Source organism: Pedobacter sp. BS3, from assembly GCF_008274585.1.
Lineage (GTDB): Bacteria > Bacteroidota > Bacteroidia > Sphingobacteriales > Sphingobacteriaceae > Hufsiella_A.
On sequence record NZ_VTRT01000010.1, the window covers coordinates 1 to 17325 of the forward strand.

Consider the following 17325-nt stretch of genomic DNA (forward strand, 5'->3'; position numbering starts at 1 on the left):
TAAAGTTCTGAATTTCTTTAATCACAATAGGAATGACCTACATCTTTTTTTACTTACACAAAATTCAAGACACTACCGTTAGTTGTTTGGTAATCCCTAAACCTCCACCTTCCGGCCCTTTATCTTTCCTGACCCTCTTTAGCTCCAGACCATTGCTCATGAACTACATGCATATAGCTGTTAGCTGTCAGCCATTATCCATTATCCACTGTCCATTATCCACTGTCAACTCTCCACTGTCAACTCTCCACTGTCCACTCTCCACTGTCAACTATCCATTGTCAACTATCCATTGTCAACTACCCAACGCTACAATATTGCTAACAATAGCAACAAATATATTAGTGCAGGCTGGCCAGAGTTCGTTAATATTGTAACACAATAACCAATAATTCCTGTTAAATGAAATACTGCAAGATACTTTCTGCGTTAGCATTCCTTTTTATTATTGCTACAGCAAATGCCCAGCAAAAACGTCCTAATATTATTCTAATCCTTTCGGATGATATGGGCTATTCGGATATCGGCTGTTACGGCAGCGAAATAGAAACCCCCAACCTGGATGCGCTGGCAAATGATGGTATACGTTTTACCCAGTTTTATAACCAGGCACGTTGCTGTCCGTCAAGAGCATCGTTAATGACCGGTTTATATCCGCACCAAACCGGCATAGGCTGGATGGATGCCGTTAATCATAACCTGCCGGGATATCAGGCGCAGCTGAATAAAAATTGTGTAACCATTGCACAGGTATTAAAAAGTGCTGGTTACAGCACCTATATGGCCGGTAAATGGCACCTGCAATATGAAAAAGATACCCGCCAGGATAGTCCAAATTACGATTGGCCGATTCAACGCGGATTTGATAAGTTCTACGGCATCCTGAAAGGAGCCGGAAGCTACTATGATCCTGGTACGTTATGCCGTAACAATACGCTCATTTCGCCTTTTAATGATCCTGAATACAAACCCAATAACTATTACTTTACCAATGCCATTACCGATAATGCCATAAAATTTATTGAAGACGATAAAGGCAAACAGCCATTCTTTATGTACATGGCTTATACCGCGGCACACTGGCCGATGCAGGCGCCCGAAGAAGCCATCAATAAATATAAAGGACGTTATGATAAAGGTTGGGACGTTATCCGCAGACAGCGTCTGGATAAAATGAAACGATTGGGATTGATCGATTCATCGGTGATACTGCCGCCATTAGATACCCATACCTGGGAAGACGAACCCGATAAAGCAGCCATGGCCCGTCGTATGGAAACCTACGCTGCTATGATAGATATTATGGACCAGGGCATTGGCCGTATGGTTTCCGAGCTGAAAAAGAAAGGCATTTTTGAAAATACCGTCATCCTGTTTATGGAAGATAACGGCGGTAATGCCGAGGGACTTGGCTATGGCGGTGGTCCGGAAGGAAAGACACAGCCCATCGCCGGAAAAACCGAAGGATTAAAGGCATTGGGGAAAAATGAAACACAGTCAGAAGGCATTCCGCCTATAACCCGTGACGGCAAGCTGGTTATGGCTGGCAAAAAAGTAATGGCCGGTCCGGCAGACACCTATCTGGCTTATCTGAAACCCTGGGGACAGGTATCCAATACACCTTTCAGAGAATATAAACATTATGTTCATGAGGGAGGAATCGCCACGCCGTTAATTGCCCACTGGCCAGCAGGTATAAAAAGTAAGGGCGAGTTTCGTAACCAGATAGGTAACTTTATCGATATAATGCCAACTATTGTTGATCTCGCCGGAGCCAGATATCCTACAGAATTTAACGGTAATAAAATAACTCCGGTGGCTGGCGTAAGCCTGGTACCGGCATTTTACAATAAGCCTATAAACCGAAAAGCCATTTTCTGGGAGCACGAAATGAACCGGGCGGTACGCATGGGCGACTGGAAGCTGGTATCTACAGGACAGGTAATGGACGGCGGATATGGTTTATGGAAATACTATCAGAAAGGGCCGTGGGAGTTATACAACATCAAAACCGACAGGGCCGAAACCCGTAACCTGGCAGGAGAATATCCTGATAGGGTGAAAGAGATGGCCGCCATGTGGGAGGAATGGACAAAAACAGTTCCCGTTTACCCAACACCATGGCAGGAGCTGAAAAAGCCGCTTCGAACAGAATATATTGATCCGATACAGAAATAGAGCCATCAGTAATGGATATTGGCAATTGCTGTACCATTCGGGATACGGGACTCAACTTTTGAATTTTAACTTTTGAATTTTGACTTTTAAAATATGCAGGAAAAAATAACACGCAAAAAAGCGCTGAAACAGATAGGTGGACTAATGCTCTCGGGCATGGTGCCCGCCATTGTAAAAGCAGATCTTCCTAAAGGATATGTGAATCCGCTGGGACAATCTACACCCGCAAAAAATGCGCCTAATATCGTTCTGATCATAACCGACCAGATACGTGCCGATGCTTGCAAACGTGAAGGGTTTCCTTTAGATACCATGCCTTTTCTTGACAGCCTGGCTAAAGATGGAACCTGGTTGAACAAGGCGTATTGTGCGGCTCCGGCCTGTGTGCCCAGCCGAACGTCGATGATGACCGGTCGTTTTCCCAACGCTACACGGGTAAAATCAAACATGAATGTGCAGGATGCTACCTATACAGCCGATCTGATCGATGTAGTAAAATCAAAAGGTTACACTACGGCGCTTGTCGGTAAAAACCACAGCTACCTCAAGCCGGAACATTTTGATTACTGGAAAGGATATTTCCATTTAGGCGTTGATAAACCCGAAACCGATGAAGAAAAGGCATTTAATCAGTATTTGCAAAGTACTCATTATTACGTCAGCCTGAAACCGGCGCCTTTTCCTGCCGAAATGCAGCTGCCGTCACGAATTGCAAAAGATTCGGCCGACTGGATAAAAAATACAGCTCAAAAGCAGGATAAACCATTTTTCCTGTATATGTCCATTCCCGAGCCGCATAACCCGTACCAGGTATCAGAGCCTTACTATTCCATGTTTCCTCCCGAAACATTGCCGCCGGTAAAAGCAGGGGCAGAAGTTTTACCCAAGAAAGGGAATAAGTGGGTATTACAGAAAAAAATGATGGAGATGGGCTACCCCCATTTTGAAAAGAATATTCCCCGCATACGTAGTAATTATTACGGTATGCTGCGCCTGATTGACGACCAGGTGAAAAAGTTCGTTGACTTCCTGAAAGCAGAAAACCTGTACGACAATACCATCCTCATTTTTGTAGGCGATCACGGCGATTTTACCGGTGAATACGGCCTGATTAAAAAAGGTGTGGAAGTGCCCGAATGTTTAACCCGTATTCCGATGATCTGGCACGGCCCCGGCATTGCAAAAAATGCGCAACCGCACACGGCGCATGTATCTAACGTAGATATTATGCCCACTATTTGCGATATGTTAGGTGTACGGTTACCTGATGGTGTGCAGGGACGCAGCTTATGGCCCTTGCTTACCGGCGATAAATATCCAAAGGCCGAGTTTGAGAGTATTGTGGTACAGCAAGGCTTCGGCGGCTTGCACTTCACCAATTTGCGGGAATATGATCCCTATACACAGGATGGAACCATAACCAAAGGCAAGGAGGAGTTTGATGAATTGAATACCTGGAGCCAGAGCGGCATCATGCGCATGTTGCGTAAAGACAACTGGAAACTGGTTTACGATATGCAGGGAAGCGGCCAGTTATATAACCTGGCAGAAGATCCGGCAGAAATCAATAACCTTTACGGAAATAACAAGTATAAAGATAAGCAAACCGAGTTGTTGCAGGATCTGCTGGCCTGGGAGCTGCGTACGCAGGATCCGCTGCCTTTGCCGAGGCCCAATAAAATGCGGAAGTATGGCTATAAACGCGATCCGAGAAATTACTGGGCTCCCTATCGTAACGAGCCGGAAGAAGAGTTGAAAAAGAATTTATAGCAGAAGCCTGGCTTGCGCTCGTTTTTAACGAGGTTAGCCTGCGCCCGTTTTTAACGGGTGCATACTTACCTGGCGTTTGTAACGCCGAAATCTGAGACGAAAACGATTGAAAGAAGAACCCATGAATGCAGAATCAAAACCATGTTGCTCCGCCCAACGGCCTGCGTCGGTGTTAAACGTTTTAGGCGGGTTGCCACCGAACGTGAATAATACCGTGGAAGGTATGGTTTTGCTTCCCGGTGGCAGCTTTCTGATGGGCACAGAAAGCGATGAAGGTTTTTGGGCCGATGGTGAAGGCCCGGTGAGAGAAGTAACGGTAAATTCATTTTATATGGATGAAGCAGCGGTCACCAACTCGCAGTTCGCTGAATTTATACGGGCTACCGGTTACCAAACCGATGCCGAGCGATTTGGCTGGTCGTTTGTGTTTGACGGGTTGTTAGACCAGAAAACGTTAACCGGTGATATCGAAGTAGTAGAGCAAACGCCCTGGTGGTGCATTGTTCCCGGTGCATGCTGGAATCATCCCGAAGGTTGGAACAGTTCGCTGAAAGACAGGATGGAACATCCGGTTGTACATATATCCTGGAATGATGCCGTGGCTTATGCCCGTTGGGCAGGCAAACGGCTGCCAACCGAAGCAGAATGGGAATATGCCGCCCGCGGAGGTTTGGTGCAGAAAATGTTTCCCTGGGGAGATGAGCTGACGCCTGACGGAGAACATTATTGTAACATCTGGCAGGGCGTTTTTCCTGGAAAGAACACTTTAGAAGATGGTTACCTTGGAACAGCTCCGGCAAAGAGCTTCAAACCGAACGGCTACGGTCTGTATAATATGGCCGGAAATGTATGGGAATGGTGCTCCGATTGGTTCAGCGCCGATTTTCATTGCACAGCTTCGTTGCTTAACCCGCAGGGACCGCCTCAGGGACAGGCGAAAGTGATCAAAGGCGGTTCGTTTCTGTGCCATCAATCCTATTGCAACCGGTATCGTGTAGCTGCCCGTTCGTCAAGCACGCCCGGTAGTACAGCTTCTAATGTGGGATTTCGATGTGTGAAAGCATGCTAAGGTGGCTGCTTTTTGACTTTTAACTTTTGAATTTTGAATTTTATATATGAAAATCATCCTGTCACTATTTATTTTAACTCTTGGCATTCAGGTTTTTGCCAATGATAATCCAGATACCGGTAAACGGCCTAATATTATTCTCATTCTTGCCGATGATATGGGCTTTTCAGATATCGGTTGCTATGGCGGCGAAATACAAACGCCAAATATTGATCGCCTGGCATCAGAAGGCATTAAATACAAGCAATTTTATAATGCGGCACGCTGCTGTCCCACACGGGCATCGCTCATTACAGGTTTATATCCGCATCAGGCCGGTATGGGTTGGATGGCTGCTGCCGATATGGGCAGGTCCGAATACCAGGGAAACCTGAATAACAACTCGGTAACTATCGCGGAGGTGTTGAAAAGCGCTGGGTATGACACTTATATGAGCGGTAAATGGCATTTAACGAATGAGCGTAAAATAGAAGGTATGGTTACCGACAACTGGCCGCATCAGCGTGGATTTAACCGTTATTTCGGTATTATTCCCGGCGGTGCAAACTATTTTACCCCGGTAATTTACAGCGATAACAAACGTTATAAGGCTCCGGCTGATTTTTACCTTACCAATGCCATCAGCGATACCAGCGTAAAATTTATCGACGAACATTTTACCAAACACAAGGATAAGCCCATGTTCATGTATGTGGCCTATACCTCGCCGCACTGGCCCTTACAGGCATTGCAGCAGGATATCGACAAATACAAAGATGTGTACACCAAAGGCTGGGATGTTATCCGTAAAGAGCGGTTTGAAAAACAGCGAAAACTCGGCTTATTTCCGGCAAATACCGTGATGTCACCGCGGGATGCCGAAGTGCCTGCATGGGAAAGCCTTAGTCCGGCAAAACAGAAAGACATGGCCATGCGTATGGCTATTTATGCCGCACAGATCGATATTATGGATCAGGGCATCGGGCGCATTATTGCCAAACTAAAGGCAGAAAACCAGTTAGATAATACCCTGATCTTTTTCCTGAGCGATAACGGCGCCTGTGCCGAATTTATCAGCAGCGGGAAACGTAAGGCCGTTGACGGAAAAGAAGATACCTTTGAAAGCTATCGTATAAACTGGGCCAACGTAAGCAGCACTCCGTTCAAAGAATATAAGCATTATACTTACGAAGGCGGCATTGCCACGCCCTTAATTGTGCATTGGCCAAACGGCGTATCCAAAAACCTGGATAATAAATTCATAGACGATTACGGTCACATCACCGATATTATGGCTACCTGTGTGGATGTGGCGCATGCCACTTATCCGCTTACCTATAAGGGTAATAAAATCCATCCCATGCAGGGCAAAAGCCTGGCCCCCAATTTTACAGGCGGACATAATAATCGCGGGCAGGTTTTCTGGGAGCATGAAGCCAATATCGCTTTACGCGATGGCGACTGGAAGCTGGTCGCAAAAACTCCCGAAAACGGGCAGTTGGATATGAAATCGCTCGATCTGTACAACATGAAGGAAGATCCTACCGAGATGAATAACCTGGCGGCCAAATATCCCGATAAGGTGAAAAAAATGTACGCCACCTGGGAAAACTGGGGGAAACAGATCGGTATTTTTCCCTTAGATACGCGGGGTTATGGAGAACGGAAGCAGGATTACCAGCGGATGATAAACGGCAATTTTGATGATAACCTGGGCGGATGGAAGGTAAAGATAAATCCCGAAGTAAAAGGCGTTGTAAGCGTAGATACTACGGGGCGGCTTAGCGGAAAAAGATCTGCTGTAGTTGCCATGAATAAGCCCGGCGATAAACCGGCCGGTATAGCTATGAACTGGCCCTTCCCGGCAAAAAAAGGCGAAAAATTTACCATTTCTGTTAACTCGGTAGCCAACAAGGCAGCCACCTATTATCTGCGTATGGAAAAAGTGAGCCCGGGAGCGCCGAAGCTGCTTGACCAGAAAATTGAGGTTTCAGCCAGCCCTGCCAAAAATAGTTTTCAATCGGCAGAAGTTCCCGAAGACGGACGTTACCGTATTGCACTGTATTTTGGTACTCTCGCCTCCGGCGATAAGGTCTGGATAGACGACGTAACGCTGACTCCAATGAAGCATTAACTTATAATGTAATAAACAGCAGACTTCCGAAGTTTTTCTACTGCTTGCCAATTAAACAAACTTCGGAAGTCTTTAAAAAGTAAAGAATTGACGTAAAACCTATAACGTACAACTTACAACGTATAACTCACAACTCACATGAAGCGCATTATTTTCATTCTGGCACTTACGGTAACAACCTGTGCCGCCGCTTATGCACAAAAAGTAAAGCACGTTATCCTGGTCAGTATTGACGGCCTGCGGCCGGATTTTTATAAAGACAAAAGCTGGCCAGCTCCTAATTTGCAGCGTTTAATGGCAGAAGGCGTATATGCCGATGAAGTGCACAGCGTATTTCCGTCAGTAACCTATCCGTCGCATACAACTATTGTAACAGGAGCATACCCGGCAAGGCACGGTATTTATTATAATGTTCCGTTTGGTGCAAAGAACGGGCACTGGTATTGGGAAGAAAGCTATATTAAAACCGGAACTTTGTGGGATGCCATTAAAAAAGCCGGCATGACCTCGGCAGCCGTGATGTGGCCGGTAACCGTGGGCGCACCCATTAATTATAATTTTCCTGTACGCCGGGCAGATGACGACGAAAAAACAGACCAACTCACGGTAACGCGACCCTACGTAACTCCTTCAACCCTGATTGATGATTACGGAAAAGCGTATGGAACGCTGAGTAAAGAAGATTTTGGCTCTGCTCACGATCGTTTCGACAAAACGGTAGGCAACCTGGCCAGCTATATCATCAGAACCTATAAGCCTAACCTTACGGCCATCCATTTTCTGGGTGCCGACCATGAACAGCACGCTCATGGACGCGATGCTGCCGAAGTAAAGAACGCGGTGGCGGTGATAGACAGCATGATTGGCACCGTAATTAAAACCGTTAACGATGCTGGCTTAAAAAGCAGTACAGCTATTATCATAACCGGCGATCACGGACATGTGGACACCAAAGCCTCGTTTGCACCCAATGTTTACCTGGCACAGCACCAAATACTTACCGATGGTAAAAACTGGCGTGCGAAATTTCATCCGGCAGGCGGCTCGGCGTTTTTATACCTGAAAGATAAAAACGATACCAAAACACTGGAAGAAGTGAAGAAAATCCTGGCCGATCTGCCGGAAGATAAAAAGGCTTTATTCCGGGTGCTCGATCGTACAGCACTGGACAAAATCGGAGCAAACCCCGAAGCTGCCTTAGGAATTGCAATGAAAAAAGGTATAACGGTATCAAACGCCTTTGCAGGCGAACCCTTAAGGAAAGTGAAGAAGCAAGGTTCCGCACACGGTTATTATCCCGATTTCCATGAGATAAACACCGGTTTCATCGCTATTGGTGCCGGCATTAACCAGAAAAAGGAAATTCCGGAAATGGGTATTAAAGATGTGGCGCCCTTGGTTTCGCAATTGTTGGGATTGAATTTTAAAGCTCCCGACGGCATTTTGATATCGGGGATTTTAAGTGGCAGATAATATGGAAGAAACACTTGAACGGGAAGATACGGCACAGGCGGGGACATCGCTCAGTCGCAGAAAATTCATTACATCACTGGGGTTAGCCGGGGCCGCCGCCGGGATTAATCCGCTGGTTACGCTGGCAGACGAAGAGCCTTTAGCCTGGCAAACCGGCGAAATAATGAAATGCAAGCCCTATTTGCAGGCTGTTCAGCTAAACAGTGCGGTTGTTCGTTGGATTACCAATGTGCGTACCTACAGTTGGGTAGAATATGGCGAAAGTCCGGATATGCTGAACCAGAGAGCACAAACGGTAACAGACGGGTTGGTACAAGCCAATAATACCATTCATAATATTGTACTGAAAAATCTCCAGCCGGGCAAAACCTATTATTACAAGGCGGTATCTAAAAGAGTAGACCATTTTACCGCCGGTAAGATTGCGTATGCCGAAACTGCCGAAAGTAAGGTATACGCATTTAAAACGCCGGTATCACAAGCCGGTAAAGCGGAGTTCCTGGTGTTTAATGATGTACACGACCGGCCCGAAACATTTGGGCACATGATGCAATACGCAAGTGCAACCGGAAAAGATTTCGTCCTGCTTAACGGCGATATTTTCAGCTCACTGAAAGATGGCGAAGACCAGATTGTAGCACACTTGTTGCAACCGGTTACCAATTTATTCGCGACACAAACACCGTTCATTTATTCGCGGGGAAACCACGAAGCCCGTGGTGAATATTGCAGGCAACTGCCGGATTATGTGAATGGACGTGAGCATAAATTCTATTATTCCTTTCAGTTGGGCCCAATGTATGCCATTGTGCTTGATTCGGGCGAAGACAAAGAAGATAACCACCCGGCTTATGGCGGTATCCTTGATTTTGACGACTATCGCATGGAGCAAAAAGTATGGCTGGAGCAGGAAGTGCGGAAACCGGCATTTCGTAAGGCAAAATATAAGGTGGTTTTTGTGCATATCCCACCGTATTATACCGCTAATAAAGATGCCCACGGTACTACAGCCTGTCGCGAACTGTGGGTTCCGGTATTAAATAAAGCCAACATAGATTTGATGATTTGCGGACATACGCATCGTTACAAAATACGCACGGCTGTTACCGGTCAGCATAACTTTCCCATTGTAATTGGCGGTGGGCCAAAGGATGGCGAGCGCACGGTGATAGCTGTTAAAGCGGATAGCAATGCGCTAAACCTGACTATGCTGGATGACAGCGGAAAAACTGTAGGCACTTTAACCCTTTAATTTATGAAAACAAACTTCAGTCCTTTTATTACATTCCTGGCAGCCGGTGTTATGCTGTGTTCATCCTTTATCGCACAGGCCGGTAAGCCATTGCCGGCTAAGAAACAGCCCAATATCATCATTATTATGGCTGATGATCTGGACTCGCGACAGCTAAGCTGTTACGGCGGTCAGAATCTCCGTACAACAAACATCGATGCATTGGCAGATCAGGGCCTGAAGTTTAACCAGATCTATGCGTCGGAGGCTATGTGTGTACCTACAAGGGCATCCCTGTTTACCGGCTTATATCCCGCAAGGCACGGTTCATACCAAAACCATAAGCACGTTTATGATAACCTGAAAAGCGTATGCCATTACATGAGAGATGCAGGCTACGAGGTTGCTCTTACGGGGAAAGATCATAGCACCACGCCCCGCACGGTATTCCCGTTTCGGATAATAAAAGGCTTTGAGCCGAATTGCGTTTCAAAAACCGATGACTATTTTCTGGATAGTGTGAAGCAGTTTATCACGCAGAAAGATAAACCGTATTGCCTGTTTATCATGAGCATTAACCCGCATGCGCCCTGGACAAACGGCGACCCCTCCGAGTTTAATGCCGCTAAGCTGAAATTGCCGCCACACTGGGTAGACACCAGAGTAACGCGTGATGCATTTTGTCATTACCTGGCCGAAGTACGCCGGCTGGATAACCAGGTAGGCGATGTTATGCACATGCTTAAAGAAACCGGGCAGGATGAAAATACTATCGTTATATTCTTAGGTGAACAGGGACCGCAGTTCCCGGGTGGTAAATGGACCTGCTGGGATTATGGACAGAAAAGCTCCATGATTGTACGCTGGCCGGGGAAAGTAAAGCCTCATACCGAAACAGAGGCTATCGTTCAGTATGAAGATATTACACCAACCTTGATCGATATTGCCGGTGGTAAAGCTGTTAAAGGTCTTGACGGACGTAGTTTTTTACCGGTAATTGAAGGCAAGCAGCAAACGCATCGTGATTACGCCTATGGCATCCATAATAATTTCCCCGAAGGGAATCCATATCCGATGCGGAGTATCCGGGATACCCATTATAAATTGATACTCAATCTACTTTCAACGAAAGATTATTATATTAAGTACTCTATGAACCCGGCTAAAAAGAATAGTGTTTGGAGCACCTGGATGGCACGGGTAGATACAAATGAGCATGCCCGGTTTGCCACAAACCGTATTGTGCATCATCCCGCTGTGGAATTTTACGATATACAGAAAGACCCCTGGGAACTGAATAACCTTGCGGGAGATGTATCTTATAAAGAGTTGATCAATAAATTTACTGCTAAACTAAACGACTGGATGAAACAACAAGGCGATAAAGGCGCTGCAATGGATGTACCTTTTGAGCGGGATAACAAATAATATGAGGAGAGATATGATGAAAAAATTGTTAAATAACTGTCTGATAATGGCCGGGGTGCTCATGACCCTGCCGCACCTGACATCTGCCCAACCCGGGAAAGGTGAAAAAACTAATATAGTGTTCATTATGGCCGATGACCTGGGCTGGGGTGAATTACAGGCATACGGGAACACCTTTAACGAAACACCTAATTTAAACAAGCTGGCGGCTGAAGGAACAAAATTTATGCAGGCTTATGCCGCGGCGCCTATCTGTTCGCCTACGCGGGCAAGTATCATGACCGGGCAATATCCCGCACGGGTGCACATCACCGATTTCCTGCCCGGAAAAACAGACCGTTTTTTAGATCCGGATAAATATATTACCGTTAACGAAGCGCTGTCAAAAACAGGCTATCATACCGGCATAGTAGGTAAATGGCACCTGGATACCGATTTTCAAAACCATCGTGGCGGGCCTAAAGAGCACGGTTTTGACGAAGTTATCGGTTCAGAAACCAAGTACATTGCCGATGGCGATTATTTCTTCCCGTACGACAAGATAAGCACCTTCACTACCGGCGCCGAAAACGAATATCTTACCGACCGGCAAAGCGCCGAAGCCTGTAAATTTATTGAACGCAATAAGCAAAAGCCGTTTTTCCTGTACCTGACGTTTTACAGTGTGCATACCAAACTTGATGCCCCCGAAGCACTGGTAAATAAATACAAAAAGAAATTCGATGCCAAATATGGCGCAGGTAAGGCAGAAGAACTGTTTGGCCCGGCCAATATCCGGCATGAAGCCGATCATAAAGACAATCCGTATCTGGCAGCAATGCTGGAGCGTATTGATGCCGGCGTTGGACAGGTTATGGAAACACTGAAAAAGAACGGTTTGGAGAAAAATACGCTGCTGATATTCTTCTCAGACAATGGCGGTGCCGGCAAAGTAGCTAATAATGCGTTTTTGCGTGCCGGCAAATCCTGGCTGTATGAAGGCGGTATCCGTGAGCCGCTTATTGTACGCTGGCCCGGTAAAATAAAGGCTGGCGCTGTGAGCGATGTTCCGGTTTGCAGCATTGATTTTTATCCTACTTTCCTGGATGTAGCAGGCACTAAAAATCCATCAGGTAACATATTGGATGGTACAAGCATACTGCCCTTGCTTGCAAAAGGGATCCAGCCGCAACGCGATACGTTCTTCTGGCATTATCCATCAGAAACCGGGCATTGGAAAAACCGGATGGCCAGCGCCATACGTAAAGGTGATTATAAATTGCTGTATTTTTATGAAGACGACAGGCTGGAACTGTATGATCTGAAAAATGATCCATCCGAAAAAGAGAACCTGGCAGACAAAATGCCGGATAAAACAGCAGAATTGAAAGCCATGCTCGATAAATGGAAAACTGAAGTAAATGCCGAAGCTCCGGATATGAATGCAGTGAATATGAATAAAAATAAGAAAAAAGGTAAAAAATAGCACCTATTGCCACTAAGGCTCTAAGGCACAAAGAAATAAACTCTGTGCCTTAGAGCCTTAGTAGCATAAAAAGATGAAAATATAGCCTCGTGTCTTAGCGCCTTTGTGGCATATCAGGGAAATGAGTAACTTGACTTTTAAATTTTGCAATTAGCGTCGTGAACATAAAAATGCGCCTGTGTTTAAACATAATCCTGTTCGGATGGATGAATAATCTTTTCGGTCAGCAAATACTGTTTAAGAATTATTCTGTGGAAGATGGATTATGTTCAAATACCGTTTGGTGCATAGCGCAGGATGATCAGGGTTATATGTGGTTTGGAACCAAAAACGGGCTGAGCAGGTTTGACGGCTACCGGTTCAAATCGTACCAGTTCAATAAGCAAAAACCCGGCTCATTAGGCGATAATTTTATTCACGATATCTGCCGTTACGATACAAAAAATCTGTGGGTGGCCACAGAAAGAGGCGTTTATATCCTTAATCTTGAAACGGATGAATTTACACATTTCGCCCCTTTAGCCGATAAGTTAACGTATGATATCCATCGCGATAAACGTGGAATAGTGTGGATTGGCACACATAGTGCAGGCCTTTACCGCTATGATCCGCAAAACGGACAGATCAGGCAGTTTACTGCCAGCCATACGGATACTTCGCCTTCAGCCAATCAAATTCGTAAAATTACAGAAGATAAGAGCGGTAATATCTGGTTAGGAGCTTATGGAGGTGGAGTGGATATGCTTAATCCGCTAAGCCTGAAGTTTAAACATTATACTGCAACAAACAGTAATCTTTCAAATAACAGTATTCTTACGCTATATGCTGATAACGAAGATAATATCTGGATAGGAACCGTACAGGGTGGATTAAATGTCTGGCGTAAAGACAGTGGTACTATTAAAACCTATAAAAAATCGGGGCCGGGAACGATCAAAGATAATATTGTTCGTGCTATTTATCAGCCAGGCCCCGGTAAATTGTATGTGGGTACAGAGAAAGGACTGGGAGTACTCAACCTGGCTACAGATCAGTTTGTATCGTATGAAAAACAATCCAGTGATATTTTTAGTATCAGCGATAATGCGGTATATTCCATTTGTCCGGATCGTGAAGGCAATGTTTGGGTGGGTACTTTCTTTGGTGGAGTTGATTATTTCCGGAATGACGGCTATAGTTTTGAGCTTTATTACCCCAAGGCGCAGGCCAACTCTATTAGCGGTAGTGCGGTAAGCTGTTTTCTGGAGGATGAGCCTGGAAAATTCTGGATCGGAACTGAAGATGGCGGTCTGAATTATTTTAATACTGTCACCGGTAAGTTTAAGCATTACCCATTTTCGCCCGGTCAGGACGAATTATCTTACCATAATATCCATTCCCTGTTTAAGGACAATGCGGGTAATATCTGGATTGGTACATTTACCGGCGGATTAAATATCTATAACCCGAAAACAGGGAAGATAAAACGTTATAAAAATATATCGGGTGATTCTACTTCCTTAAGCAGTAATATTATTTATTCCATATACCAGGATAAGGATAATACGATTTGGGTAGGTACTGTATATGGGCTGAATATCTATAATCCCCAAACAGACTCATTTATCCGGATTAACGATATGGGGCTTGACAGTGGTTATATCTATGATATTTACGAAGACAATGTCCACAATATATGGTTTGCCACTTATAACTACGGGCTGTTTGTAAAAAATAAGCGTTCAGGCAAATGGAGGCACTATATGGCAGATGGTAAGACGCATTCTCTGAGTTCGGACAGGCTGACCTGTATGCTGGATGATCATGCCGGAAATTTGTGGATCGGGACAGATGGCGGCGGATTGAACCGCTTTAGCTTAAAAGACAGAACCGTAAAAGTCTACGGAAGTCAGGAGGGAATTGATGCCAACGTGATCTATGGTATTTTGCAGGATGATAACGGAAACTTATGGATATCAACTAATAATAGTATTTATAAGCTCGATCTTCGTACCGGTAAGGCAAAGCATTATAACGGCTGGAATTCTATTCAAAGCAAGCAGTTTAACTATACGGCCTATTATAAAGCTTCGGACGGTAAGTTGTATTTTGGTGGAATAAAAGGTTTTAACGCGTTTTACCCGGATAGTATTGCGAATAACTATGGCAAAACACAGGTAACATTAACCAATTTTCAGCTGTTTAACCAGGATGTGAATGTGGACAGCATTGAAGGGCCGCTCACCAAGCCGATCAGCTTTGCTAAAAATATTGTACTGGCGTACGATCAGTCGGTAATCAGCTTTGAGTATGCGGCATTAAGCTACATCGCTCCGCAAAAAACACATTACGCCTATATGATGGAAGGTTTTGATAAAAACTGGAACTATGTAGGCAATCAGCGTAAGGCAACCTATACCAATTTACCTCCCGGAAGCTATACGTTCAAAGTAAAAGCAACGGGCGATAAAGATAACTGGAATGTACCCGAAACAAGCATCCGGCTAACCGTAAAGCCGCCGTTTTACCGTACCGACCTGGCTTATATCATATACCTCTTGCTGATTATTGGCAGTGTTATCGGCTTACGGCGATATATCATTAACCAGGCCCGTAAGAAGAACCAGATAAAACTTGAACGCCTGAAGAACAAGCGGGAGCAGGAGTTCTATACACAGAAAATAGAATTCTTTACAGCCATGGCCCATGAAGTGCGCACACCATTATCGCTGATCATTGCCCCGCTTGAAAAGCTGCTAAATTCAAACAAATGGGAGCCCCAGGAACAAGAGCAATTACGCATTATGGACGAAAATTCCAGCCGGTTACTGAACCTGGTCAATCAGTTGCTCGATTTCAGGCGCATTGAGAGCGATATTTATACCCTTCATACTGAGAATATCGAGCTGGTATCATTTGTGCATGCCATTTATTCGCGGTTTTCCGCCATCCCGTATCAGAAAGGATTAAAGTTTACATTAAGCACCAAGATCAGCCGCTTAATGGTGCAGGCCGATCCCGAAGCGCTCACTAAAATTCTGAATAACCTGCTCATAAATGCCTTTAAGTTTACACGAACCAAAGTAAGGATAAGCATCAATGAGCCGGAAAAAGATGAATCGGGACAAGTGTATTTTTCGGTGAGTATTGAAGATGACGGAATCGGCATACCCGCCTCCGAAATTGATAATATCTTTAAAAAGTTCTTTAAAGTATCCGAAGGAGAGCATCATTATACTAATCTTGGCGGAACAGGCATAGGCTTGTCGCTGGCAAAATCGCTGACCGAAAAGCATAACGGCCGGCTTGAGGTAAGCAGCACAGAAGGTGTGAGCACCACATTCAACGTGCTGATCCCTTATACGGATGAAAATCAGCAGGAAAATGCCATTGTAGAGAGTATTGATAAGACCGGTGAATCACAAGTTGATGATGCTGACCGTACAACAGTATTGGTGGTAGAGGATGATGAATCATTGATCGATTTTATTTCAGGTACACTACGTAACGAAGGATACAACGTACTTAAAGCCGGTAATGGCCGGGAGGGGCTTTCCATGCTCGAAAATCATACGGTAGACCTGGTGATCTCGGATGTGATGATGCCCGAAATGGATGGCCTGGAGTTCTGCAAGCAGGTAAAAACCAATATTAATTACAGCCACATTCCGTTGATATTGTTAACAGCCAAAGGTAATTCAGATGCCGAAATTGCGGGTATAGAAAATGGCGCCGATTCGTACATCATCAAGCCGTTTAAGTGGAAACACGTTTCGGCCGTGATGAAAAACCTGCTCGAATCCCGGACGTTATTGCGTGAAAAATTCGCACAGCATCCGTTTGAGACCGTGAACAGCCTGGGAACCAACAGCCGGGATAAAAAGTTCATGGAAAAAATTGTGGAAATTATCGAAGAGCGCATTACCGATCCGCAGCTTTCGGTAGAAGAGCTGAGCCGGGATGTAGGTATGAGCCGTTCGAGCTTACATAAAAAGCTCAAATCCCTTTCAGGCCATGTGCCCAATGAGTTCATCCGGCTGATACGCCTTAAACATGCAGCCCGTCTGTTGCTTTCTAACGAGTATACTATTTCGGAGATATGCTATATGGTCGGTTTTAACTCACATTCGTATTTTTCAAAATGTTTTTACCAGCAGTTTCAGCTAACGCCCAGCGAGTTTGTCGAGAAGCACCAGGTACCGCAATAGCAGATTCTCGTAAAATAAATATAAAAACCCACACGCTGGCGCACCGTACGCCGCGTATACGCTTGTAAATACAGGTATGAGCTGTAATAACTGTCGTACCTTCTCGCAAGGATGCAAATAGGTACGTCATTGTCCCGAGACTTCGCATTAGTGTCAAGTTAATTTTATGAAATATTAATAATTGGCTGTAAATCAATCAATTGTTCAAAAAGCACAGACAGAGCTAAAAAGCCCGGAACCCCGTTACCCTGAACTTGATCCATCCCGAGATTTCGGGAGTAAAGCGGCGCTTATGCTGCTATTTAGGAGATTCCGGATCCCCCGAGTACTCGGGGCGGAAGGACGGCAGGGGCTTTTTAGCTTTTATCTTGACGCCTATACGAGACTTCGGGAAAGGGTTGGAGTTGTGTG

Annotated in this window: 9 protein-coding genes; all 9 read left to right on the plus strand. The window is 45.2% G+C overall.

Annotated features, from left to right (window positions below):
- The first annotated feature begins 402 nt into the window (after positions 1–402).
- Positions 403–2178 (plus strand): arylsulfatase, encoded by a 1776-nt coding sequence (locus FW774_RS19050; protein ID WP_149349935.1) that lies wholly within the window; start codon positions 403–405, stop codon positions 2176–2178.
- Positions 2179–2271: 93 nt separating this feature from the next.
- A complete protein-coding gene (locus tag FW774_RS19055) occupies positions 2272–3948 on the plus strand; it encodes a sulfatase (protein WP_197739893.1) in 1677 nt (558 codons plus the stop codon).
- A 121-nt stretch (positions 3949–4069) separates the two neighbouring features.
- A complete protein-coding gene (locus FW774_RS19060; protein WP_149349937.1) occupies positions 4070–5017 on the plus strand; it encodes a formylglycine-generating enzyme family protein in 948 nt (315 codons plus the stop codon).
- A 46-nt stretch (positions 5018–5063) separates the two neighbouring features.
- The gene (locus tag FW774_RS19065; protein WP_149349939.1) at positions 5064–7130 is read left to right on the plus strand and encodes an arylsulfatase; all 2067 of its coding nucleotides are present in this window, start codon (positions 5064–5066) and stop codon (positions 7128–7130) included.
- 138 nt (positions 7131–7268) lie between these two features.
- A complete protein-coding gene (locus FW774_RS19070; protein ID WP_149349941.1) occupies positions 7269–8603 on the plus strand; it encodes an alkaline phosphatase family protein in 1335 nt (444 codons plus the stop codon).
- A 1-nt stretch (position 8604) separates the two neighbouring features.
- Complete coding sequence (locus FW774_RS19075; RefSeq protein ID WP_149349943.1) at positions 8605–9855, plus strand: purple acid phosphatase family protein; 1251 nt, start codon at positions 8605–8607, stop codon at positions 9853–9855.
- Between the two features lie 3 nt (positions 9856–9858).
- Positions 9859–11262, plus strand: coding sequence for a sulfatase (locus tag FW774_RS19080; RefSeq protein ID WP_187774962.1), 1404 nt, complete (start codon positions 9859–9861; stop codon positions 11260–11262).
- 13 nt (positions 11263–11275) lie between these two features.
- Positions 11276–12727 carry a sulfatase gene (locus tag FW774_RS19085; protein ID WP_197739894.1) on the plus strand — a complete coding sequence of 484 codons (1452 nt, stop codon included), beginning with the start codon at positions 11276–11278 and terminating at the stop codon, positions 12725–12727.
- A gap of 206 nt (positions 12728–12933) precedes the next feature.
- A complete protein-coding gene (locus FW774_RS19090) occupies positions 12934–16914 on the plus strand; it encodes a hybrid sensor histidine kinase/response regulator transcription factor (RefSeq protein ID WP_187774963.1) in 3981 nt (1326 codons plus the stop codon).
- Positions 16915–17325 lie beyond the last annotated feature (411 nt).

Excerpts from the sequence above, each read along its gene's own strand:
- FW774_RS19050 (WP_149349935.1), top strand. The coding sequence starts at position 403 with ATGAAATACTGCAAGATACTTTCTGCGTTAGCATTCCTTTTTATTATT.
- FW774_RS19055 (WP_197739893.1), top strand. The coding sequence starts at position 2,272 with ATGCAGGAAAAAATAACACGCAAAAAAGCGCTGAAACAGATAGGTGGA.
- FW774_RS19060 (WP_149349937.1), top strand. The coding sequence starts at position 4,070 with ATGAATGCAGAATCAAAACCATGTTGCTCCGCCCAACGGCCTGCGTCG.
- FW774_RS19065 (WP_149349939.1), top strand. The coding sequence starts at position 5,064 with ATGAAAATCATCCTGTCACTATTTATTTTAACTCTTGGCATTCAGGTT.
- FW774_RS19070 (WP_149349941.1), top strand. The coding sequence starts at position 7,269 with ATGAAGCGCATTATTTTCATTCTGGCACTTACGGTAACAACCTGTGCC.
- FW774_RS19075 (WP_149349943.1), top strand. The coding sequence starts at position 8,605 with ATGGAAGAAACACTTGAACGGGAAGATACGGCACAGGCGGGGACATCG.
- FW774_RS19080 (WP_187774962.1), top strand. The coding sequence starts at position 9,859 with ATGAAAACAAACTTCAGTCCTTTTATTACATTCCTGGCAGCCGGTGTT.
- FW774_RS19085 (WP_197739894.1), top strand. The coding sequence starts at position 11,276 with ATGATGAAAAAATTGTTAAATAACTGTCTGATAATGGCCGGGGTGCTC.
- FW774_RS19090 (WP_187774963.1), top strand. The coding sequence starts at position 12,934 with ATGAATAATCTTTTCGGTCAGCAAATACTGTTTAAGAATTATTCTGTG.